The following is a 17,478-nucleotide window of genomic DNA, read 5'->3' as shown; positions in this document are numbered from 1 at the left end:
CTGACTCCTTTGTCATAAAGTAAACTCTGCTTTACTTTTAGATCAGGTTAGTCAGGTGCCCGTTGAAAGTCAAGTGTAATTGACATAAAGAGTGGTCTTGACGACATTTATTGAAAATAAGCAGAGGCAAGGGGCCTTGCCTCTGTGTTGTTTTACTTCAGTTTACTCCTGGTCTCTACCCATCCGGTAGCTGCTGTCCGGGGTCAGTGAAAACAATTGCGGGTCAAGTTGCCGGTTAAACTCAAGATCGGCTTCAAGATGAAAGACGCCCTGATTCTCTCCGGTACCGGGCATACTGACTTCCACTTTGACCGGCAGGCTGGTTTTTACACTGGCCCACAGGGTGATGAGTATGTTCTGTTCAATAATCTGATAACCCACTGCTTCAGTATCGTTGACCATCTGAGCAGACAGTCTGGTGACCTCTCCCTGATGATTTTTGATTGCTTCAAACCAGTACAGCGGGTCATCTTCAACAGACTGCATTGACTGCTGATTCGGGGTGAAGCTGAAGGGCGTCGCCATTTTGGGTCCTGGCATCAGAATCAGCCCCTTGCCCAGACTCACATCCAGTATGTTGATCACCGGTGCTGCCTGTTGCTGGCCCGCCAACGGGGTGTTTTCAATACGGACTTTATCCGGCGCCTGATAGTACACCTGCAAGTCCATAATCTGCAGCCCGTTGGAGGACATCACGCCGCTGTAACTCATGCTGGATATTTGCTGAAGCTTTTCGACTACTGCCGCAAAAGCCGGTGTCTGAGCGGTGCTGAACATCAGGCCGAAGACCAGGGTGCAGATGGCAGCAGAGCCGGTCCATGCCAGATAACGCGCAGGCAAAACTGTGCCTAGTCTTTGCTTCAGACGGTTAAGCCAGGACTCAGACTTTAACGGTATTTCCTGATAGCCTGCAATCGCCTGTTGCAGGCGCTGCTGAGCCTGGTCGGTCTGATCCTTGTCGGGCGTTTGTGCTTTTATTTGTTGCAGGTACTTTTCCAGTTCCTGAGAGGTATCAATAGGTAAGTTCATGTTCTGCTCCTGAAAGTTGTGATTCACCCAGCCACTGGCTGAGTTTTTGCTGAGCACGATGCAGGCTCACGCCGGCCAGACTGGTGGAGATATCAACACAATGGGCTATTTCCTGATAGGAAAGGCCTTCAATATGGCGAAGGCAAAATACTTGCGCATCCCGGGGGCTTAGCCGGGTCAGTGTCCGGCGAAACCTTTCCAGATCCTGCTGTTGTGCCAGCGTGGAGCAGGGGCCGGAAGCGGAGTCACTCTCCGCACAGGCCTGCTCAATAGGCTGTTCACTGCGTCGTTTGATCCTGCGCAACTGATCGATGGCGGCGGAGGTTGCCATGGTACAAAGGTAAGCGGGCCAGTTTTGGATCTTGTCGAACGCCGCAGGGCTTTTCTTAAACAGCTTCAGAAACACCTCCTGGGTGACATCTTCAGCCAGATGGCTGTCTCCCAGCAGGCGATAGGCAGTCTGAAAAACCTGGCGTCCATGCTTCTCTGCCAAATTGGCAATAATGGCTCTGTTTGAGTGCTTCAATGTGGTGCTCCTGTTATACCAATCCGCATAGATAATTGCCCATTCAGAGCGGGTCAGAAGGGCTTATTTCTGCACACTGGTATTATTTGCTCATGGATATAACGCACCGGCCGGTGTTTTTATTACAACATTGTGCAAATAATTCTTATCCGATGATGTGTATCCCATTTGGTATTACACCTTTTGCCCCCATCCTGATGCTAAGTTCACCGCAGGAATACACTATGACCAATAAAAGGCGGCTCACCAAAAGCATACTGGCTTCAGCCCTGTTTGTCTGTCTGCTGTGGTGGATCAAGCTGGCGGAGTCCTTTACCGGACTGGATCTGGGGTTTCTCGGCGTGACGCCGGGGCAGTGGGGCGGTTTGGTGGGGGTGCTCGGCGGCCCGCTGGTGCATGGCTCTTACCAGCACCTGTTCAGTAATACTTTACCCTTGCTGATTTTAGGGTCGTTGCTGCTCTATGGTTATCCGCGCTCATGGCGGATTGCTGTGCTGATGATCTGGCCATTGTCCGGGCTCGGTGTCTGGCTGTTTGCCCGTGATGCGACCCATATTGGTGCCAGTGGTCTCACTCATGGCATCTTTTTCTACCTGTTTATTTCCAGTATTTTGCGTCGCGATAAAGTCTCTGTGGCGCTAATGATGATCGGCGCCTTTCTATATGGCAGCATGATCATGACCATTCTGCCCCGCGAGCCGGGTATTTCTTTCGAGTATCACTTTTTTGGTGCGGTGGCAGGTACATTGGCAGCCATTTTGTTCCAGCGCCGGGATCCGAGGCCAAAAGAGAAAAAATACAGCTGGGAGAATAACGAGCAGGAAGATCCTGTCATTGGTGATGCCTGGCAGACTGACTCTGATGACGATGTCGAGGTGCTGACGGACCGGCACCAGGGCAGGCCTCATGACTGAATAATCTCGTCAATATCAGCAACGGTTGTAGATCTCTTATTGTAAGCACTTGTATAACAATGCAAAATCGAGCTTATACAAGCCCCTATTTGCTGCTCGTTTACCGAATAATGACAATACTAAACAAATTGATTTTGCTGGCGCTGCTGTTATCGGCCTTTTCGCTAAAGGCTGAGCAGGCATTGCAGGACTTTATCAGTGAAATCCAGGTCAATAATTATGACTGCCTGACCCAGGAGCAGGTGGAGCAACTGGATCGGCACCTGGCCTCTGACGGGCTAACGGGGCAGCAGGATTTTTATCTAAAAGTGCGCAAAGCACAGTATCAGGCCTGTGCCGGCAAATATGATCAGGCCAGTACAATTCTGGATACTTTGTTATCACGGCCAGTAACGGAAGATGAAAGTGAAAATCATGCCTATGCACTGTTTCTTGCCGGGGTCGTGACTGACCCGGACAACAAACAACAGCGTTGTGATTACTACCGCCGCGCCGAGCGAGAAGCCCTCAGAGTCGGTTCAGAGTCGATTCACCTGGGAGCACAGCTGGAGCTGACCTCCGCCTGTGATATCGGTGCTGATAAAATTGAGCAGAGTTTGAGTACCCTGTATATGCTGCTGGAAAAATACTCCGGTGCACAGAACAAGGCCACTCGCTCAGATATTTTTAATAACATCGGCAATCTTTATCGCTTGCTTGGCCAACATGAACTGGCTGCAGAGCAATATTACAAGTCTTATCAGATGTCTTTGGGCATTTATGAAGGGGAAACCCTGATATTGCCGCTATTCAACGCTGCCCGAACTTATCTTAACAGTGCTCAGGTGGAACGCACCGAAGAGGTGATACAGGAACTGATCCGCAAGAACATCGATATCAACACGCCGCTGTCCAATGCCTGGCTGAACCAGGCGCAGGCGCATCTGGCAGAAAATAATCAAGACTGGAAAGCTCTGGAAGAAAGCTTAATGCGCTGGTCTGCATTTTTACCTGAACTGTCGATGCCGGAGATGGAGCAGGAGTACAGGCGTCTGAATACCCGTCTGTGCCTGCATCGGGGTGATCTGAACTGTGTGGCTGCTTATCTGGATACAGAACTGGCTATCCGGCCAATGCATCAGAGCGATGATTTGCCTTACCTGAAGCTGCTGGTGGAGAGTTTTTATGCTCTGGAACTGCCGGATAGCGCGCAGCAGGCTTTTGGTCATTATGCCAGCGCCGCAGAGCAGGCACTTGAGAAGCAACAGGCGGCCTCCCGTATTCTCGGCGTGGCCAGGATGATGACCGATATTGTTGAGCTGGAGTCAAGCTTACAGCAGGTGCAGCAACAAAAATCCAATACCACGATGAGAGTCGTTACCGGTCTGACGCTGACCGTCATTTTGCTGCTGATTTTACTGTTTATGTTTTACCGTCGCCACAAAGGCCTGGCGCAAATCGATGAACTGACCGGTATGCTTAACCGCCGGGCGACCCTGGATAAGCTCAAATCTCTGCCACGACCCTCTTCGATGCGGGCTCATGCGCTGGCGTTATTTGAACTCAATCAGCTTGACGAGATTAATGCCATGCATGGCCAGGGAACCGGTGACAAGGCGCTGCAGCAAATCGCTGCAGAACTCAAGGGCGCCACTCGCCATGGTGATGTGGTAGGCCGTGTTGGGGTTAACGAGTTTATGGTCTGTTTAAGTGATATTGATGAGCTTCAGGCGCGTAAGCAGATTGAACGTATCACCCAGTCTATCAGGTCTCAGGGTGTTCATATCTCAAAGGGCCGGACTCTGAACCTTAAGCCGACCAGTGCGCTGATGATAGTGGATGATGCGCTCACTGATGTTCAGGCTCTTTACCAGAGCCTGACCCAGGCAGCGGCTCAGACCAGAAGCTGATTGATATTGCCGCGCCTGAACCCGGTTCCTAGCCTGCGTATTTTACTGAACAACCATAGGGTACGGTCATTTTGCTGGCCACCTCTTCACCTTTTAGCACCGCATCCATGGCCTGCTGAAAATAAGGCTTGGCCTTGTCAATATCAGCCGGATTGGCAGATTTAATGCTGTCGATGGCGCCGTTGTATCTGAGTACGCCCTGGGTATCGATAACATACATATGCGGCGTGGTTTTAGCGCCATAGTCTTTACCCACCTTACCACTGGGGTCGAACAGTACATGAGTCGGGTGAGCACTCCGGGACTCGCTCAGCGCATCGGCCTCTGCTGCACTGACATGGCCCTGTTTACCCTCGGCTGAGGAAATCACCGACAACCAAATCACATCCTGGCCGGTATAGTTTTTCTGCAATGACTGCATATTGTCACTGCCATAATGTTTCTGTACATAAGGGCAGAGATGATTGGTCCATTCCAGCACCACATGCTTACCGGCGTAGTCCTGCAGCGATATCTGCTCACCTTTGGTATTGGTCAGGGTGAAATCCGGCGCCTTTTCATCCACTTTGGCTGCCAGAGCGTGACTGGATAGCAGGCCGGCAAACAGACCGGCACTGAGCAGGCGAAATACATTGTTCATTGCTTTATCTCCTTTTTTGCCCGGTTGAGGGCGTCAATAACCATGTTTACCGTCAGTAACTGCGGCAATATCTCAACATGAGACGTACCGCCATACACCACATATAAAGGTACGCCGCTGCGCTGATAGTGGTTCAGAAACTCAAGTATCTGTTGATTTTTGTTGGTCCAGTCACCCACCATATAATGGGTGTCAGGCTGTTGCAGCGCCTGCCTTACTCTCTCGCTGGAGAGCGCTGTTTGTTCGTTAACCTTACAGCTGATGCACCAGTCGGCAGTCATATTCAACAGTATAACCTGATTATCCTGTTGCAATTGCCTGAGCCTGTCAGGCGAAAAATTTAGCGCCAGAGTATCCCGGCGTTCAACCTTATTTTCACTGGCTGGCCATATTAGCGGGCTGATGATCAGCGCCACAGCGCAGATGATCAGCACAACTCTGCCGGTTTTACTGCCAAGGCGACACTGCCAGCAGAGCAGGGCAATGGCCAGCAGGCCCAGCATCAGCATGGCCTGCTGCGTGCCGCCGACCTGATGCTGATAGATCCACAGCAGCCAGACACAGGTAGCAAAAATAGGAAAGGCCAGCAACTGCTTGAAATGTTCCATCCAGCTACCGGGTTTAGGCAGTAAGCGGTTCAGTGACGGCAACATCACCAGTAAGGTGAGTGGCAGGGCAAAACCCAGCGCCAGAAAGCTGAAAATCAGCCAGGAGGTGAGCATATCGCTGACCATGGCCACGCCCAGGGCTGCGGCCATAAAAGGAGCGGTACAGGGCGAGGCAACGATCACTGCCAGTACGCCGGTAAAGAACTGACTGCCAAAGCCCTGACCACGGGTCAGCTTATCACCCAGTCCGGCCAGCCTTGAGCCCACAGGCAGGGTATTGAGCAGCATCAGACCTATGGCAAAAAACAGGTAGGTGAGCAGGGCGATAATCAGCGGGTTTTGCAGATGAAAACCCCAGCCAACAGTTTGCCCTGAGAGCTTCAGTAAACTGATCACAAGAGCAAACAGCCAGAAGCTGACAAAAATGCCGGTGGCATAGCCTAAGTGCTGCCACTGCACCGGGGATTGCTGTTTCAATGACATGGCTTTGAAGCACAATATAGGGAACACGCAGGGCATAATGTTGAGGATCAGCCCGCCGGCGAATGCCATCAGCAGATACAGATACAAGGGCGTTGCGGTTGCAGTGGCTGCATTGTTCCCAACAGGGCCGGTCCGCAGGGTACTTTGCAGATAGAGGCCCTGTTTACCGTCACTGAGCAGAAAATCAAAGCTCTCTGCAGGCTGATTCAGATAATCTGAAACCTCAATACTTAAAGTCAGGGTATCACCTTCACGGTAAGCTTGTTGTTCACCGGCATGCTGAATCAGGTCGCTGCGAAAGGGGAACAGCCGCCATTGATCTTTTTCAACGCCGGAGATGGACACCAGCAGTTGATTATCGGCAAACTCATGGCTGGCCTGTTTGTCTGACGCAAGCGGTAACTGCTGCCGGGTCTGTGCAAACAATCCGGCATGTTCAGAGGGCTGAGTCGTATCGCTGACCTCCAGGTTCAGGCTCAGGGTTGCCCAGCCGGGAATGCAGTCTTCTTTACATACCAGCCAGGACACATCGGCAATCAGCTGCACCGGGCCCTGCACCGATTCACCGAGGGTCAGCGGCACCATCAACAGATTATTACCTTCATAGCCATAATTGGTCAGGTGAGCAACGTCTATGGCCTGCGGAATGGGCCAGAGAATATCACCGGCACTGACACCAGCGGGCAGTTGCCAGTCGATTCTAGGTGGTTCGCCGGAGTCGCCAGGATTGCGCCAGTAGGTATGCCATTGCTGTTCGGGTTGCAGATACAGCCCGACCCAGTTAGTGACATTTTTTTTAAGCTTTTGATGCTCAGATACCAGCGCCACTTCGATATGTTGGCCGGTAGCCGTGGGAGACGCAAGCAAAAGCGGGCTGAAAAGCAGCAGAAAACTCAGCAAACTAGCGCGTAAAGGCATCAAGAAAAGCTTATTTTTGTTAAATAATGCTGTTTATACTACGACTAAGTCACTACGGTTCAACAGGTTTCTTAAGCCAGATTTAAGGTGCCTGTGTTAGAAGATTCCGGTGGCAGTTCGAAAACCAGATAAAAAGGATAAGCATGCGTCTGTTATTGGTCGAAGACGATGAACAGTTAGCCAGGGCTTTGCAGCAGGCCTTGCGTCAGGAAGGTTTTGCTGTTGACCATTTAACCAGTGGTAAACAGGCATTGCTGGCCATTGAAACCGCCAGTGCCGATCTGGCCATCCTCGATCTAGGTTTGCCGGATATGGATGGGATTGAGGTGTTGAAACGGGCCCGTCAGCAGAAACAGCGGATACCAATTCTGGTACTGACTGCCCGTGACAGTACTTCAGATAAGATCACCGGGCTGGATCTGGGTGCCGATGATTATCTGGCCAAACCCTTTGAAATGGATGAGTTACTGGCAAGAATTCGGGTGATCACCAGAAGACTGGGTACTGCTGCTCAGGCCACCATCAGTATTGGCAGTGTGTGTGTCGACACTCGCGCCCATCAGGTGACACTCGATGGCCGTGTCATTACCTTATCCCGCCGCGAATATATGCTGCTCAGGGTACTGATGGAAAATGCCGGACGTATTCAGTCCAGGGAGCAGTTAGAAGGAAAACTCTATGAATGGGGAGACGAAGTTGCCAGCAATGCTGTGGAAGTGCATGTTCATCACCTGCGCAAGAAACTGCCGGAGAATTTTATTAAAACCATCAGAGGGGTGGGTTACACAGTGAATCCGGTATGAGTTCAGTCCGTCGCTATCTGGTACTGGTATTGCTCGCCATTATCACTCTGGTGATCTTCTTCTCAGCGACCCAAAGTTATCGCAATACTATCAGTGCCTCGGCGATACTGTTCGACCGTCAGTTACAGGCGTTGGCAGACACCCTCAACAGTCTGCCTCTGGAGCAGACCGATGAGCAGGATAACAGGCCTCAAGAGGTCGAAGCTGATGGTGAGTTTATCTTTCAGGTGTGGCATCAGAACCATTTACTGCTGACCAGTGCTGGTTTAGCAAAAATGCCATTCAGTGACTTATCTCCGGGTATCCGGGAGGAGAATATTCAGGGCCAGCGCTGGCAGGTGCTGGTTCACTTTTATCCGGGTACAGGCTACCGGGTGATGGTGGCTGAGCCCCTGCATCACAGGGTTGAGTTGAGCGAGGAAATGATCCTGGCGACACTGGTTCCTTTGGTACTGAGCCTGCCGGTGCTGGCAGTTTTGATCTCGGTGGTGGTAAAACAGGGGCTGAATCCATTACATCAATTGACCGGTGAGCTTAAAACCAAACGTGCCGATGATCTCAGTCCGCTGCAGCTATATGCGGAGCAAAAAGAGCTCCAGCCTGTGGTGGAAACCATAAACAGTCTGTTGCAACGGCTGGAGCAGGCCTTTGTCAGAGAGCGTCGGTTTGCCTCCGATGCGGCCCATGAGCTGCGCACTCCGCTGAGTGTCCTTAAACTCAATGCATATAATCTGGAAAAAGAATTGAGCCCAGACTCTGAGAACTTGCTGCTATTGAAACAGGGTGTAGAGAGAATGAGCCATGTGGTGGATCAGATACTGCTTTTAAATCGTACGAACCCGGAGCATTTTAGTATTAAGTTCGGTTCGGTGGATCTGTACAGGATCAGTCAGCAGGTGATCAGCGAGCTCTATCCGCAGATTGCACAGAAAAACCAGCACATCAGTTTGCAGGGGCAGGTTTGCATGATGCGGGGAGATGAATTTTCCTTAAGAGTACTGGTGCAGAATTTGCTGACTAACGCCAACAAATACAGTCCGGCACAAAGTCAGATAGAAGTGGCGATTAACAAAATCGGCGATCAGGTCGAGCTGACGGTCGAGGATTCCGGACCAGGCCTGGATGAGCAAGAGTATGAAAGGGTCTTTGATCGCTTTTATCGTGCCGGCGGGGATCGGCATCAGTCAGGCATTCCCGGTTGCGGGCTGGGTCTTTCAATCGTCCAGCATGTACTGACACTCTATCAGGGCCACATTTACCTTGGACAATCTGAGAGTCTGGGAGGATTAAAAGTACGGGTAACACTTCCATCCGGAGGGGTGGATGATTAATCGTTTGCGCAGACTGCTGCTAATCTTTACAGCCATACTCAGTCTGACTGCAAGTTTAGCGGTCAGCGCCGAATTGCCTGAGTTTGAATTGATACTCAGGCAGCACTTGTTTTATCCCCAGCGCCTGGAGGTACCCGCCGGACAGAAATTCAGGCTGATTATCCATAATCAGGATGACGCACCAGAAGAGTTTGACAGCTTTGATTTAAACCGTGAAAAAGTGCTGTTTCCAGGGCGTCGAACCATTATCTATATCGGCCCTCTTGAGCCCGGCATCTATTCGTTTTTTGGTGAATTTCATCCCAATCAGGCAAAAGGGCAAGTTCACGCAGTTTCTACAGGAGACGCCGATGCTGATTAATACCGTCATTTTGTTTTTGCGCGATGCTTTGCCGGTATTCTGGTTAATCAGTCTGTTACTGGCCCAGGGCAACAGCGCAAAGCAGAGCTATCGTTGGGTACTCTGGACGGTACCTGGTGGGCTGATATTGGCTTTTGCTCTGATGTTCAATTTCTCTGCCCTGAGCAATCTGGCGGAGGGAGCCGGGCTGGAGTGGATGACCTTTGTGACTCACACACTGATCTACCTGCTGGTGGTATTACACCTGTATATTTTCCGACAAGGCCTTAATCAATACTGGCAACAGAGTGCCGGGGCACTCGGTGTGTTAACCATCGGCATAAACGGCAGTTATTTTCTCATGTTTCTGGACAACTACTGGCGCGCCGGACAGCACTACTGGTCGTTGTTCACCGGAACCTTATTAGGATTTGGTGTTTGTTTCAGCGCTGGGATCCTGATTTATCTGTTCAATCATGCTTTCCTGCGTCGGGGCAGTCAGGGGCTTTTTGTGTTGCTGATACTGTGCTGGAGTGCAGGTCAGCTGATTTTTACTTTCAACCTGCTAGCCCAGGTTAATGTGATTTCAGCGTCCGCTCCCATATGGGATACCAGTGACTGGATATCAGACAGCTCTGAGCTGGGACTGGTGTTAAATACGCTGATTGGCTATGAATCCACGCCCACTCTGCTGCAAATCATCACCTATCTGTTGTGCATTCTGACGCCGTTATACATCTTTTTCAGAACGTCCAGTCAATCAGAAACGGTTCAAAGTACCGGAGTTTCAGAATGAATATCAGAATAAATTTGTTTTGCTCTCTCTGTCTGCTGGCTATGGTCGTCCCATTCAACCTTAAGGCTGACGGTCAGGTGGTGGATCGTATTTATCACCCCTATGTACTGGCTAATGAACACAGAGTGGAATGGCGTTTCATGTCGCGGCAGACCGACGATGAAAATTTTCTTGCCCAGCGTATTGGATTTGGCCATTCCATTAACGACAGGTGGATCCTTGAGCTGTATTTGATTGGTGAACGCGATATTGACGGAGATTTCGGTCTTGAGGCCTATGAACTTGAAGCTCGTTGGATGATGACTGAACAAGGGCGCTATTGGGCCGACTGGGGGATGGTGTTTGAACTGGAAAAACGCCAGGGTTCGGATCAGTGGGAGACGGCGTCCGGGTTGGTATTGGAAAAAGAATTTGGTCGCAACAGCCTGACCCTTAACTGGTTTATGATTTATGAATGGGGCAGAGAGATACAGGACGAACTGGAAAGTGAGTTCCGTCTGCAATATCGTTACCGCTGGATGCCGCAGGTTCAGCCTTCCATTGAGCTATACAGCGGAGAGGATTATATTGGCATTGGTCCTGCGTTAATGGGTTTGCAGCGTTTTGATGGCCAGAAACAACTGAAATGGGAGCTGGGATTTATCACTGAACTGAGTAATATTGGCAAGGATCATACTCTGCGTTTTGTGCTGGAATATGAATTCTAAACCGGTTTCTCAGAGGATTGGATAGACAATTTATGGTTCCGGATGCCAAGGAGTGTCAACATGTTAGTAAAGGATATGAAGCTGCATCTGGCAGTGCATTATGTCAACGGGTCTGATAACACGCAGACAGCCAGAGCGCTGATGCGAAGGCATCGCATCGGGGCTTTGTTAGTAGTGGATAGTGAGAAGAGTCCCACCGGTATTATTACCAGCCATGATTTACTTGAGGTGGATGATTTCGTCTGTACGCCGGTCAGCCTGCATGCATCTTCCCCACTGATAACAGTGACTCCCGATGACAGTATCCGCAGGGTGTCAGAGTTGATGATGAAACAACATTGTCACCACCTGGTGGTAGTGAGTGGATCAGAAGTAACAGGCATGCTTTCCAGCCTGGATATTGTGAATTTCTATTTGCAGGCCTATAGCACCGAATAAGCTAGTTGCGTGTTACCACATAGCGGTAATTCAGGGCAGCATCCGTTTTAACGTATTGTCTTTAATAAAATAGTGGTGGAACAGTCCCGCCAGGGCATGCAGCGCGATCAATACATAGCCGGCACTGCCAATGGTTTCATGCACTTCCTCAATTTGTTCTGCCAGCACTTCATTTGGCGGTAGCAAAGCAGGTAGTTCCAGACCAAAGAAAGGAACAGGTTTGCCTGCGCTGCTCAATATCATCCAGCCAGCCACAGGCATGCCAAGCATCAGCAGATAGAGCAGACCATGCATCACTTTGGCGAGCCGGTGTTGCCAGGCAGGAGGCTGAGGGCTGATAACCGGTGCCGGGTGGCGCAAACGGACAGATAGCCGAATCAGAACCAGTAATCCCACGCTTAGTCCCAGCATAAAGTGCCACTGTTTTAGCAGCTCTCTGGGCTCACTGCCTTTGGGATAGAATTCTCTTAGTTCAATACAGGCGTAGACGGCAACAATTAACAACAGCATAATCCAGTGCAGGGCAATACTGGCTCGATGGTACTTTTCAGTCGTATTTTGCATTCTTTATCTCCGTTACTGGTCTTCTCTCTCCGTTACTGGTCATAGAGCTTAAAATGTTTTCATGACAACGCTATGATCTGCATCATGTTTGTCTGGAATTTATAAAACTAAGCCTGTAGCCAGAACATCACGCCTTGCTGGTTTAAGAATTCTTCAGCCTGTTTGCCTTTTAAAAGCGCCAGCGTAGCCAGTATGCCGGCCTGAACGCAGTGATCGGCGGCGACGGTCACAGAGCGCGGTGCATCGGCGACCGGATAGCCGGTTTGAGGGTTAAGAATATGGCTGTAGCGAACGCCGTCTTTGTATAAAAATCGCCGGGCATCACCACTGGTTGCCAGACCACCCTGAGTGATCCTGAGCAACCTCACAGCATCACCCTCTGAGTCCGGATTTTCAATGCCGATATGCCAGCATTGTTTGTTGACTCTGGGGCGGGTCACCTGAATATCGCCACCGAAATTGACCACGACCGATATCTGGGGTGTCAGGTGTAAACAGCGCGTAGCCACGGCGTCGACAGCATACTCTTTACCTATACCACCAAAGTCCAGTTCAAAGCCTGGTGGCAGGATAATGCTGTGCTGGTCAAAACGTACCTGTTGCCAGCCGATCAGGGGCAGTAACGCGGCTACCTGCTGCGCCTCCGGTAATCGGTCTGAGCCATCAAACTTCCACGCCTGTCTCAGCACACCGGAGGTGATATCAAACAGTCCTTCGCTGAGCTGATAACAGCTATCGGCGAAACACAGCAAGCGGTAGGTTTCATCATCACTGGCAACCCGTTGGCCCTGGCTGAGATTGATTCTGCTGCAGAGATTGTCAGACAGATAACGGCTGTATTTTTGCTCAATGCGTCTGGCTTCAAAATATGCCACGGCGGCGAGTTGCTCAGCCAGCTGTCTGTCTGTTGTGTCGATCAAAACCTCACAGGGACTAGCCATGGCGCTAAAGCGACCACAAAAGTGATCGCCCTGCCAGGTCAGTTGAAATGCAGGTTCTGTCACGGATTGCCTCAAAACCTATAACTTACCTGAGCGATCACTGCTTTCACACTGGGATATAAATCCAGTTCCTGTAATACCCCGGGTTCCTCGAAACCGGCGTTTTTAGGAACCTGCTGGTAATACTCCAGCCTGAAGGCCAGTTCTTTACCCTGATCGAGCAAGATGCCGTACTTAAAGCCCAGGGTATAGGCGGTCATCTCTCCAATACGATAATCGGCACTGGCGAATTCGGGCAAACCGGCTGCTGTCAGCAGATAGGGTTGATAGAACTCAGCGGCGCTTTGCTGGTAATAGCGAAAGTGAGGCTGAATATAGGTGTTCGCCGTCAGGTTATAGCGCAGTCTCGAATCAAGGGTGTGAGAGTTAATGTCCCAGTCATCGGTGGTGAAGCGATAGGAGATGTCGGCAACGCCACTGTCCATGGCATATTTGGTTTGCCAGAAGACATTGTGGCGGGTACGGCTGTCAGGCCGGTTTTCATAACGGATGTCCTCGGTCAGCCCTAGTGTATTGACGACACTGAGTACCTTGAAGGGATCGGTGAGATAACCGTCCACCACAGAAAGTCCGTAGTTGAGCTGCATAATAGTGCGCCGGTTTATCACCTGCGTCAGGCCCAGTAACAGATCCAGCGTGTTTTTATCGTCACTGCCGGCTAAACGAGTGGCATCAAAGGCCTGCTGATACTCTTCCTCTGAGGCGAAATCTGTTCTGAGTGGCATACTGGAAAGAGCCACGGGTCTGCCACCTTCGGGATCGATACTGTCAAAGGCATAGGAGAGACCCAGCGAGACGGTGGTATTGCGTTGATTAAAGTCCTTGGCCAATGCGCCATTGACTGCCATAGACAGATAATCGTACTCTTTCGACAAATGCAGGCCGCCACTGACCCGGTAGTCCTGCCAGACAGGCTGAGTCCACTGGCCGTTGAGTTGTACCCGGGTATCGCGGAAGGTATCATCCAGAGGTGTTTCACCGGCTGCGATCTGATATTCACCCTTGCCGGAGGGCCGGGTAAAGGTTTGTGCAGTGGGCTGCGCTACGGCGCCTGTAGCTGAGGCACCGGTCAGCCCATCAATGGTCACTTTACCGTTGAAAATATGTTCGTTGCCAAAATCTTTGCTGGCAGAAAATATCCCCTCAACCGCAGTGACCCGCTCAGATTCGCCATAGTAGAGAATCGCGGTGTCAAATTTCCACGGCTCCTCGGCACCGGGTGCCTGTTGTGCTGCGGCCGGTGTGCCTATCAGTGTGCAGGTTGCTGCGGCCAGGGCGCCGAGTATGTTTTTACTTTGATTCAGTTGCATCCGCAGCCGCCTCCTGCAAAGGCGCGGCCGCCGCTGGCAGCTTCTTTGCTGAAATAGATATGATCGTCCAGTGCAAGATCCAGTGAATCGGCACCCAGTGACATTTCATCTCTGGCCAGCAGATCCCGTTCCCAGGGCTTGACCCCCACAGAGGCACAGGCGCTGAGCGACAGCACAAGACAAAGCACAACAACGGGTCTGGATTTCATTTTGGGGCTCCCATATTAGTCAGTAACTGCCCGGTGTAACGTTCCCCGAGCAGGGTTTTTATTTGTTGGTGATAGACAGGTTGCTTATCCGTAAAGAAACCCTGATGAACATGGCGCAGGGTGCCATTGGCATCGATCAGGTAACTGCTGGGCATGCCCAGCAACTGATATTGCTCAGCAATCTTACCCTGTGGGTCGAACTGGATATGGAAGCTGGCAGGATGCCGCTGTAAAAACCCCTGAGCCAGCTCAGGTTCAGCGTCGAGATTAACCGCCAGTATCACCAGCCCCTGATCGCCATACTCGCTTTGCAGATGATTCATCCAGCTAAAAGAATGGCGGCAGGGCTTGCACCAGGAAGCCCAGAAATCCAGATACACCACTTTGCCTTTCAGATCAGACAGTTGTTGTCCGAGGGCCGGATCGCTGAGTCTGAAGTCGGGAGCCTGCTGAGCCATTAATGGAAAACTCAGCAGGCAAAATAGTAAGATGATTTGACGCACAACAACATCCTTTAAATAGCAGATGGTGTCTACAATACGGTGGCTTTCTTAACGCTGACTTAAGGTTAATCAGACAGTTCAGATCAATTAATCAAGGCGGAAAACCGGTGCCGGCACGTCAGCCCCAGCGCACGCCGGTTTCATCACTTCAGGTCCAAGCAATAACCAGTCCTGGCGATGTGCGTGGCCAAGTTTTATAGCATCTGTGGGATTAAAACACGCCAGGTTTTCATCACTGGCGACCAGGATGCGCCCGCGCGGGTGTTGTTTAAGCCAGTGCCAGGCTTGTGCCTGTTGCTGTTCGGTCGGTGTATGATAGCCAAAATGGGTAAAGGGCCTGGGTGCAAACAACAAAAACTGCTCTTTGAGCCCTATCATGGCCAGTTCTGAGTCCAGCTGAGTATGTATCGCCACTTGCCTGAGTATGGCTTTAGGAGTTTTTACCGGCTCCAGCAACAGGTAACCCCAGGTGCTGTAGAGTAGCCACAATGAAGGGATAAACAGCAACCAGCTTTTAAACTTGTTATTACGGCTCAGAATCAGACTGATAAAACCAAACAGCGAACAGGTCAGCAAAAATGTCCAGGGCTGAATGTCATATTCAGATACCAGGGAACGAATTGCCTCAACCCCTGACCAGCCGCCGATGGCCAGTACCAGCAGCAGAATACTGATGAATGCAGTAATCAGCCAGAGCACCCGGCAGGCCGCGGGGTTTTGCATAATCCGGGGCAGAAAAGGTGCCGATATCAGGGCCAGCATGGGCAGTGCCGGAAGAATATAAACACCACGCTTGCCGGGACTGATACTGAAAAACAGCAGCAGTAGTAAAATCCAGCCTAAAGGCAGAATAAACCTGGCATCTCTGGCTCTGATCGCCGTTATCCAGTGTGGAATAAGCCAGGGTAATAACGCACTTAATGGCAGCCAGAGTATCGGAATCACCGAGGTCAGGTAATACCAGAACGGTTTGATATGGTGCCAGGCATCGGCATAGCGGGTGGCGGTTTGTTTAAACAGAATATTGTTCCGGTATGCCTGCAGGGCCGTATCATCTGATAAGCCAACCATAATCAACATGGGGACTAACCACAGCCCTATGGTTGCCAGCATAATGGCAGGCCCGGACCACCAGCGCCACAGGCGGCCTGTGACCGCAGGCTGCACCATGAACTGGCGACGACTGATAAAAAACGGGATCAGCATTAACACCGGTAGAAAACCCACGCCTTTGGTGATGACACCCAGTCCCATGGCGGCAAACGCCAGCCAATACCAGTACCAGCCATCTTTTAGTATAAGGTGCCTGAGCAGGCCATAACAGCCTATAGTGATCCAACAGCAGACCATGGCGTCAATCTGGGCACTTTTTGCCTGTATCGTAAATTGCAGGGTTAACAGTAATGTGGCCCCCGCGATCAGGCCGGTTTGAGCATTCCAAAAGCGCTTGCCCAGATCACAGGTCAGATACAGGGTGAGCATGGAGCACAGCGCCGAGGGCAGTAAAAATGCCAGTCTGATTGAGCCAGTCAGCCAGTAAAACAGGGCAATGGACCACATAAAAATCGGGGGCTTGTCGGGGTATAGCTCGCCGCCCCGGCGCTGGAAAAACCAGTCACCGGATTGCACCATCTCAAGGGCTATCTGAGCAAAGCGGGGTTCATCCGCTGGCCAGGGATCTCTGAGTCCCAGTCCGCTAAAAATCAGCACTAAGGCACTGGCCCAGAACAGCCAGGTCAGCCGCCGGATGTCAGCCTGATCCATGGATACTTTCTGTTTGCTGCTGAGGATCGGATTCTGGTGGGGTGATGGCTAACCGGCCACTGCGCCGGTAAAGCCGGATACCTACCAGTGTTGAGATAATAAAAAGTACCAGGCCAAGCAGAATTTTCTGGTATGTCCCGGTTTGCAGGCCGGCCCCGGAGAGGCTGAAGATCAGAGTCTGTGGCAAATAGCCGACAAAAGAAGCGGCCAGAAACGGCGCTAAGGGGATTACCGCGGCACCACTGAGCAGATTGACCAGCAAATTATTGCCCACGGGAAAAAGCCGTACCGCTAACACAGTGCTGAACGTATGCTGTTTGAAAAGACTGGTAATACGTTGATTTTTATCGACTAATTTTTTGATAAACGGCCCTTTGATAAGATAACGGGCTAGCATATAGCCTGACCAGGCACCGAGTGTCGCGGCGGCGGCTGTCAGCAATACCGCCGTGTAAATATCAAAGATAAAACCGGCTAAAAACGCAGGCAACTGTCGGGGCAGGCCGACGGCCGTCATCAGTGCAGCCGCCGCCACAAAGCCCGCCACATTCAGCAGGTTGTTTTCGCTGAGCAGGCTGTTGATTTTCTGGGGTTGCAGGATTTCAAGGTACTGAGATTGAGCCAGCGCCCAGCCCAGCAGCAATAATGCAATCAGCCACAGCAAGCCTGAGTAGTATCTGAGATGGCTAAGTGCTGAGGACATGA

General features: G+C 51.1%; 19 protein-coding genes. 8 read left to right on the top strand and 11 right to left on the bottom strand.

Annotated features, from left to right (window positions below):
- Positions 1-162 precede the first annotated feature (162 nt).
- On the bottom strand, positions 163-1,029 hold the full coding sequence (locus AT746_RS11850; protein ID WP_062480569.1) for a hypothetical protein: 867 nt from the start codon (positions 1,027-1,029) through the stop codon (positions 163-165).
- A complete protein-coding gene (locus AT746_RS11845) occupies positions 1,013-1,555 on the bottom strand; it encodes an RNA polymerase sigma factor (RefSeq protein ID WP_062480567.1) in 543 nt (180 codons plus the stop codon). Before AT746_RS11845 ends, AT746_RS11850 begins: the two co-directional genes overlap by 17 nt.
- 224 nt (positions 1,556-1,779) lie before the next feature.
- Here AT746_RS11845 and AT746_RS11840 point away from each other — a divergent pair, with 224 nt between their 5' ends.
- Positions 1,780-2,469, top strand: coding sequence for a rhomboid family intramembrane serine protease (locus tag AT746_RS11840; protein ID WP_062480565.1), 690 nt, complete (start codon positions 1,780-1,782; stop codon positions 2,467-2,469).
- 110 nt (positions 2,470-2,579) lie between these two features.
- Positions 2,580-4,358: a GGDEF domain-containing protein gene (locus tag AT746_RS11835; RefSeq protein ID WP_062480563.1), complete on the top strand. Its 1,779-nt coding sequence runs from the start codon at positions 2,580-2,582 to the stop codon at positions 4,356-4,358.
- Between the two features lie 28 nt (positions 4,359-4,386).
- Here AT746_RS11835 and AT746_RS11830 read toward each other — a convergent pair whose 3' ends face one another.
- Entirely contained in the window at positions 4,387-4,998 is a 612-nt protein-coding gene (locus AT746_RS11830) for a redoxin domain-containing protein (protein ID WP_062480561.1), read from the bottom strand.
- Complete coding sequence (locus AT746_RS11825) at positions 4,995-7,007, bottom strand: protein-disulfide reductase DsbD family protein (protein ID WP_062480559.1); 2,013 nt, start codon at positions 7,005-7,007, stop codon at positions 4,995-4,997. Before AT746_RS11825 ends, AT746_RS11830 begins: the two co-directional genes overlap by 4 nt.
- A 143-nt stretch (positions 7,008-7,150) precedes the next feature.
- Between AT746_RS11825 and AT746_RS11820 the strand changes: the two genes are divergently transcribed.
- From AT746_RS11820 to AT746_RS11795, 6 genes are read left to right on the top strand one after another with little or no spacing between them, the layout of a single operon-like run.
- Positions 7,151-7,810 (top strand): response regulator transcription factor, encoded by a 660-nt coding sequence (locus tag AT746_RS11820; RefSeq protein ID WP_062480557.1) that lies wholly within the window; start codon positions 7,151-7,153, stop codon positions 7,808-7,810.
- Entirely contained in the window at positions 7,807-9,141 is a 1,335-nt protein-coding gene (locus tag AT746_RS11815) for an ATP-binding protein (RefSeq protein ID WP_062480555.1), read from the top strand. Before AT746_RS11820 ends, AT746_RS11815 begins: the two co-directional genes overlap by 4 nt.
- A complete protein-coding gene (locus tag AT746_RS11810; RefSeq protein WP_062480553.1) occupies positions 9,134-9,502 on the top strand; it encodes a cupredoxin domain-containing protein in 369 nt (122 codons plus the stop codon). Before AT746_RS11815 ends, AT746_RS11810 begins: the two co-directional genes overlap by 8 nt.
- Positions 9,492-10,277 carry a hypothetical protein gene (locus tag AT746_RS11805; protein WP_062480551.1) on the top strand — a complete coding sequence of 262 codons (786 nt, stop codon included), beginning with the start codon at positions 9,492-9,494 and terminating at the stop codon, positions 10,275-10,277. Before AT746_RS11810 ends, AT746_RS11805 begins: the two co-directional genes overlap by 11 nt.
- Positions 10,274-10,984, top strand: a complete 711-nt coding sequence (locus tag AT746_RS11800) for a hypothetical protein (RefSeq protein ID WP_062480549.1) — start codon at positions 10,274-10,276, stop codon at positions 10,982-10,984. The genes AT746_RS11805 and AT746_RS11800 overlap by 4 nt, the downstream gene beginning before the upstream one ends.
- Positions 10,985-11,044: 60 nt before the next feature.
- Entirely contained in the window at positions 11,045-11,422 is a 378-nt protein-coding gene (locus AT746_RS11795) for a cyclic nucleotide-binding/CBS domain-containing protein (protein ID WP_062480547.1), read from the top strand.
- 30 nt (positions 11,423-11,452) lie between these two features.
- Here AT746_RS11795 and AT746_RS11790 read toward each other — a convergent pair whose 3' ends face one another.
- The 7 genes from AT746_RS11790 to AT746_RS11760 all read right to left on the bottom strand — a co-directional run bounded on the left by AT746_RS11790 (position 11,453) and on the right by AT746_RS11760 (position 17,476).
- Positions 11,453-11,986, bottom strand: coding sequence for a cytochrome b (locus tag AT746_RS11790; protein ID WP_062480545.1), 534 nt, complete (start codon positions 11,984-11,986; stop codon positions 11,453-11,455).
- A gap of 107 nt (positions 11,987-12,093) precedes the next feature.
- Positions 12,094-12,927, bottom strand: a complete 834-nt coding sequence (locus AT746_RS11785; protein WP_062484174.1) for an FAD:protein FMN transferase — start codon at positions 12,925-12,927, stop codon at positions 12,094-12,096.
- Between the two features lie 71 nt (positions 12,928-12,998).
- The gene (locus AT746_RS11780) at positions 12,999-14,297 is read right to left on the bottom strand and encodes a DUF3570 domain-containing protein (RefSeq protein ID WP_062480543.1); all 1,299 of its coding nucleotides are present in this window, start codon (positions 14,295-14,297) and stop codon (positions 12,999-13,001) included.
- Complete coding sequence (locus AT746_RS11775; RefSeq protein ID WP_062480541.1) at positions 14,288-14,506, bottom strand: DUF4266 domain-containing protein; 219 nt, start codon at positions 14,504-14,506, stop codon at positions 14,288-14,290. Before AT746_RS11775 ends, AT746_RS11780 begins: the two co-directional genes overlap by 10 nt.
- Positions 14,503-15,009: a peroxiredoxin family protein gene (locus AT746_RS11770; RefSeq protein WP_231730928.1), complete on the bottom strand. Its 507-nt coding sequence runs from the start codon at positions 15,007-15,009 to the stop codon at positions 14,503-14,505. The genes AT746_RS11775 and AT746_RS11770 overlap by 4 nt, the downstream gene beginning before the upstream one ends.
- Positions 15,010-15,096: 87 nt before the next feature.
- The gene (locus AT746_RS11765; protein ID WP_062480539.1) at positions 15,097-16,773 is read right to left on the bottom strand and encodes an ArnT family glycosyltransferase; all 1,677 of its coding nucleotides are present in this window, start codon (positions 16,771-16,773) and stop codon (positions 15,097-15,099) included.
- Positions 16,760-17,476 (bottom strand): TVP38/TMEM64 family protein, encoded by a 717-nt coding sequence (locus tag AT746_RS11760; protein WP_082633248.1) that lies wholly within the window; start codon positions 17,474-17,476, stop codon positions 16,760-16,762. Before AT746_RS11760 ends, AT746_RS11765 begins: the two co-directional genes overlap by 14 nt.
- Positions 17,477-17,478: the final 2 nt, after the last annotated feature.

This window comes from Lacimicrobium alkaliphilum, from assembly GCF_001466725.1.
Lineage (GTDB): Bacteria > Pseudomonadota > Gammaproteobacteria > Enterobacterales > Alteromonadaceae > Lacimicrobium > Lacimicrobium alkaliphilum_B.
This window is presented reverse-complemented; position numbering and strand designations above follow the sequence as displayed.

What these genes read in the sequence shown, in the direction of transcription:
- AT746_RS11850 (WP_062480569.1), bottom strand. Translation starts at nt 1,029, where the DNA reads ATGAACTTACCTATTGATACCTCTCAGGAACTGGAAAAGTACCTGCAA.
- AT746_RS11840 (WP_062480565.1), top strand. Translation starts at nt 1,780, where the DNA reads ATGACCAATAAAAGGCGGCTCACCAAAAGCATACTGGCTTCAGCCCTG.
- AT746_RS11835 (WP_062480563.1), top strand. Translation starts at nt 2,580, where the DNA reads ATGACAATACTAAACAAATTGATTTTGCTGGCGCTGCTGTTATCGGCC.
- AT746_RS11830 (WP_062480561.1), bottom strand. Translation starts at nt 4,998, where the DNA reads ATGAACAATGTATTTCGCCTGCTCAGTGCCGGTCTGTTTGCCGGCCTG.
- AT746_RS11825 (WP_062480559.1), bottom strand. Translation starts at nt 7,007, where the DNA reads ATGCCTTTACGCGCTAGTTTGCTGAGTTTTCTGCTGCTTTTCAGCCCG.
- AT746_RS11820 (WP_062480557.1), top strand. Translation starts at nt 7,151, where the DNA reads ATGCGTCTGTTATTGGTCGAAGACGATGAACAGTTAGCCAGGGCTTTG.
- AT746_RS11815 (WP_062480555.1), top strand. Translation starts at nt 7,807, where the DNA reads ATGAGTTCAGTCCGTCGCTATCTGGTACTGGTATTGCTCGCCATTATC.
- AT746_RS11810 (WP_062480553.1), top strand. Translation starts at nt 9,134, where the DNA reads ATGATTAATCGTTTGCGCAGACTGCTGCTAATCTTTACAGCCATACTC.
- AT746_RS11805 (WP_062480551.1), top strand. Translation starts at nt 9,492, where the DNA reads ATGCTGATTAATACCGTCATTTTGTTTTTGCGCGATGCTTTGCCGGTA.
- AT746_RS11800 (WP_062480549.1), top strand. Translation starts at nt 10,274, where the DNA reads ATGAATATCAGAATAAATTTGTTTTGCTCTCTCTGTCTGCTGGCTATG.
- AT746_RS11795 (WP_062480547.1), top strand. Translation starts at nt 11,045, where the DNA reads ATGTTAGTAAAGGATATGAAGCTGCATCTGGCAGTGCATTATGTCAAC.
- AT746_RS11790 (WP_062480545.1), bottom strand. Translation starts at nt 11,986, where the DNA reads ATGCAAAATACGACTGAAAAGTACCATCGAGCCAGTATTGCCCTGCAC.
- AT746_RS11785 (WP_062484174.1), bottom strand. Translation starts at nt 12,927, where the DNA reads ATGGCTAGTCCCTGTGAGGTTTTGATCGACACAACAGACAGACAGCTG.
- AT746_RS11780 (WP_062480543.1), bottom strand. Translation starts at nt 14,297, where the DNA reads ATGCAACTGAATCAAAGTAAAAACATACTCGGCGCCCTGGCCGCAGCA.
- AT746_RS11775 (WP_062480541.1), bottom strand. Translation starts at nt 14,506, where the DNA reads ATGAAATCCAGACCCGTTGTTGTGCTTTGTCTTGTGCTGTCGCTCAGC.
- AT746_RS11765 (WP_062480539.1), bottom strand. Translation starts at nt 16,773, where the DNA reads ATGGATCAGGCTGACATCCGGCGGCTGACCTGGCTGTTCTGGGCCAGT.
- AT746_RS11760 (WP_082633248.1), bottom strand. Translation starts at nt 17,476, where the DNA reads ATGTCCTCAGCACTTAGCCATCTCAGATACTACTCAGGCTTGCTGTGG.